4 protein-coding genes are annotated in these 4074 nt (G+C 65.2%); all 4 read right to left on the reverse strand.

Annotated elements, in window-relative coordinates; genetic code table 11:
- On the reverse strand, positions 1–153 hold a 153-nt coding region (locus EOA60_RS39130), incomplete at its 3' end, for a DUF3329 domain-containing protein (RefSeq protein WP_128311875.1).
- A gap of 64 nt (positions 154–217) precedes the next feature.
- Positions 218–1132 carry a myo-inosose-2 dehydratase gene (gene iolE / locus EOA60_RS21965; RefSeq protein WP_095825531.1) on the reverse strand — a complete coding sequence of 305 codons (915 nt, stop codon included), beginning with the start codon at positions 1130–1132 and terminating at the stop codon, positions 218–220.
- A 174-nt stretch (positions 1133–1306) separates the two neighbouring features.
- Complete coding sequence (gene iolD, locus EOA60_RS21970) at positions 1307–3157, reverse strand: 3D-(3,5/4)-trihydroxycyclohexane-1,2-dione acylhydrolase (decyclizing) (protein ID WP_095825530.1); 1851 nt, start codon at positions 3155–3157, stop codon at positions 1307–1309.
- A gap of 51 nt (positions 3158–3208) precedes the next feature.
- Positions 3209–4074: DUF2090 domain-containing protein (locus EOA60_RS21975; protein WP_128311877.1), on the reverse strand; the 866-nt coding region annotated here is incomplete at its 5' end.

The following is a 4074-nucleotide window of genomic DNA, read 5'->3' on the forward strand; positions in this document are numbered from 1 at the left end:
CTGCCACACCGCGTAACCGGCGAAGCCGAGCGCGATTACCCCCCAGAACGGCGTGCCGGAGGCGAATTCGATCACCGACCAGATTAGGCAGCCGGCGACGACGGCAATGCGCCGCCACAGCGGTCGGAAGAAGGGGTGCTCATAGTCTTTCATCGCGCCAATCCGGGACTTGTCCAAACGCATCAGATAGACCGAGCGGCCGGACGAATCCACTCGTTTACGCCGGGAAGCCCTGCGTCTCGACCGTATAGCCGGCGGCCGTCATCACCCGCATCAGCTCCTTATGGCCGACCTCAGCCATCCTCAGCGGCGGGTTCTTTTTCGGATCCTGCTCGGCCTCGACCACGAACCAGCCTTCATAGCCGTAGTCGGCGAAGCGCTGGACGATCGCGCCGAAATCGAGCGAGCCGTCGCCGGGCACGGTGAAGGCGCCGAGCGCGACGGCATCGAGGAAGGACTGTTTCGTGCGGTCGAGCCCGTCGATCACGTTCATGCGCACGTCCTTCACATGGACGTGGTTGATGCGCTTGTGGTGGTTGTCGATGGCGCGCAACACATCGCCGCCGGCGAAGGCGAGGTGGCCGGCATCGAGCAGCAGCGGGATGCCCTCGCCGGAATGATGCATGAAGGAATCGAGTTCCGGCTCGGTCTCGACCACGGCCGCCATGTGATGATGGTAGGAAAGCGGCATACCCTGGTCGGCGCACCATTCGCCGAATTCGGTGACGCGGCGGCCATAGGCCTTCATCTCGTCGCCGGAAAGCCGTGGCTTGGTGGCAAGAGGCTTGGAGCGGTCACCCTGGATGGAGCGGCCGACCTCGCCATAGACTATGCAGGGCGCGTTGACCGCCTTGAACAGGTCGATCATCGGCTGGATGCGATTCTTGTTGCTTGCCAGGTCCTCATCGACCAGCGTGCCGGAGAACCAGCCGCCGCAGAGCGTGACGTCGACCTCTTTCAGGATCGGCAGCATCACCTTCGGGTCGTTGGGGAAGCGGCGGCCCATCTCCATGCCGGTGAAGCCGGCCGAGCGCGACTGGCGCAAACACTCCTCCAGCGACACATCATCGCTCAATTCCACGAGATCGTCGTTCCACCACGCGATGGGAGACATGCCCAGTTTGGCTTTCAAGTCGTCACTCCAGGTTCGGATCGTTCAACTTTCGCTCGTCGGCGCCGCCCTCATCCGCCTGCCGGCACCTTCTCCCTGGAAATGACGGGGAGAAGGGGCAGGCTTCAGCGGTGGCGGCCCCCTGCTCCCCGTTCTTCACGGGGAGCAGGGCAAGGGTGAGGGGCAGTGCCAGCTTCAATCACCTAAGCTCTGCATGAGCTTTTTCTCGTCATACGCCTTGCGCGCGGCGTTCACCTGCGGCCGCGACGAGACTTCCGGCACGGCAACATCCCACCAGTGGCCGCCGGCCTCGGTCGACACCAGCGGATCGGTGTCGATGACCAGCACGGTGGTCTTGTCGTTGCCCTTCGCCTTGGCGAGCGCCGTCTCGAGTTCAGCAATCGAGGCCACCTTCTCGGCGACGGCGCCGAGGCTGGCCGCATGGGCGGCGAAGTCGACGTCGGGCATCACCTCGTGGCGAGCGTCCTTCAGGAGATTGTTGAAGTTGGCGCCGCCGGTCGCCATCTGCAGCCGGTTGATGCAGCCATAGCCGCGATTGTCGAGCAACACGATGGTGAGTTTCAGGCCGAGCATCACCGACGTCGCGATCTCGGAATTGAGCATCAGATAGGAGCCGTCGCCGACCATGACGACGACTTCCTGGTCGGGTTTCGCCATCTTGACGCCGAGCCCGCCGGCGATCTCGTAGCCCATGGTCGAGAAGCCGTATTCGGCGTGATAGGAACCGGGCGCGCCCGCTTGCCAGAGCTTGTGCAATTCGCCGGGCAGCCCGCCGGCGGCATGCAAAAGCGTGACGCCCGAGCCCATCGCGCGCTGCACGGCGCCGATCACCTGCGCGTCGGAGGGATAGGCGGCGTTGGTCGAGGCCGTCACCTTGGCGGCGGCAGCCTGCCATTCCGTCTTGCCCTTCAGCGCACTGTCGGTCCAGGCGGTCGGCGCCTTCCAGCCCTTCAGCGCGGCGGAAAGCTCGGCGAGCCCTTCGGTGGCGTCGGCAACCAGCGGCAGCGCCCAGTGCTTGCCGGCATCGAAGACCTGGGTATTGAGCCCGATGATGGTGCGGCCGGCATTCTTGAACAGCGCCCAGGAGCCGGTGGTGAAGTCCTGCAGCCTGGTGCCGACGGCAAGAACCACATCGGCCTCTTCCGCCAGCCGGTTGGCCGCTGATGTGCCGGTGACGCCGACGGCCGCCATGTTGAGCGGATGATCGTCGGGCAGCGAGGATTTGCCGCCTTGGGTCTCGCAAACCGGAATGCCGGCGCCCTGCACCAGCTTGGCCAGCTCTCCGGAAGCCTGCGAATAGAGGACGCCGCCGCCGGCGATCACCAGCGGCTTCTTGGCGTTCTTCAGGGCCGCCACGGCGACGGCCAGTTCGTTGAGATCCGGGCGCAGCCGGCGCGGCGTCCAGACGCGCTCGGCAAACAGGCTTTCCGGATAATCATAGGCCTCCGCCTGCACGTCCTGGCAGAGCGAAAGCGTGACCGGGCCGCATTCGGCCGGATCGGTCAGCACCTGCATGGCGCGGTTCAGCGCCGGGATGATCTGCTCCGGCCGCGTGATGCGGTCGAAATAGCGCGAGACGGGGCGGAAGCAGTCGTTGACGCTCGCCGTGCCGTCGGAGAAATCTTCGGCCTGCTGCAGCACCGGGTCGGGCAAGCGGTTGGCGAAGACATCGCCGGGAAGCAGCAGCACCGGCAGCCGATTGACGTGAGCGACCGCCGCAGCCGTCACCATGTTGAGCGCGCCGGGGCCGATCGAGGTGGTCGCGGCCATGAAGCGGCGGCGGAAATTCGCCTTGCCGTAAGCAATCGCCGCATGCGCCATCGCCTGCTCGTTATGGGCGCGGAAGGTCGGCAGCTCGTCGCGGACCTGGTAGAGCGCCTCGCCGATGCCGGCGACATTGCCGTGGCCGAAGATCGCCCAGACGCCGCCGAAGATCGGCGCCTTCTTGCCGTCGATCTCGGTCATCTGGCGGCTGAGAAAGCGGGTCAGCGCCTGCGCCATCGTCAGGCGAACGGTCTTGGTCATTGTCGTTTCCTCCGGCTTTCCCTGTGCCGCCTAATATGCTGCCCGTTCTTCTTATGCTGCTTTGCGGCCGCGCGCTGCAAGCCATGCCTCGGTCAATTGCTCGAAGCGCGAGGCCATGTCGGCGACAGCCTCGTCATCCGAGATCTTGCCGGCCAGCCATTGTTCGGCGGCATTGACAAAGATGGTGCGACCGACCGCAAATCCCTTGACGATGGGCGCATTGGCGGTGGCGGCAAAGGCGGCGACCAGCTCGTCCTGCGGCGCCTCCAGACCGAGCAGCACGACGCCGCGGCACCACGGATCATTCTTGACGATCACCTGCTCTATCCTGGCCCAGGCGCCTACCGAGGCCTGCGGCTCGAGCTTCCACCAGTCGGGCTTGATGCCCAGCGCATAGAGTTCTTCAAGGGCGCGCGGAATGGTGGTGTCGTCGAGCGTGCCGTGCTTGCCGGCGATGATCTCGACGAGCAGTTCCCTGCCGACTTTCCGCGCCGCCTCGAACAGGGTCCGCAGTTTTTGCTGCTGCTCTGTCTTCAGCGCTTCCGGATCATCCGGATGATAGAAGCAGAGGCACTTGATGCAATGGTCGACCGGCCATTCGGTGAGCTGCGAGCCGACGTCCTGCGAGAATTCGAACCGCAGCGGCCGCAATCCGGGCAATTCGACCGGCCGACCGAGCCAGGCAAAGGGATGGCGGGCGAATTCGAACATGGCGTCGCGGCCGTATTTCTCATCGATCAGCATGCCGTAGCCGTCGCGGCCGGCGGCGACCTTGGCCGCCGCCTTGACGGTGAGCACCTTGAAGTCGGGGATGCGCGAGACATCTGCACCGACCCTGGCGGCGACATCTTCCAGCTGGACGCGGTGGTCGCAAGCGAGCGCCATCAGCGAAGGGATGTCGCCGCCAGGGTCGGTGC

The sequence above is a fragment of the Mesorhizobium sp. M1A.F.Ca.IN.020.06.1.1 genome, from assembly GCF_004023265.1.
GTDB lineage: Bacteria > Pseudomonadota > Alphaproteobacteria > Rhizobiales > Rhizobiaceae > Mesorhizobium.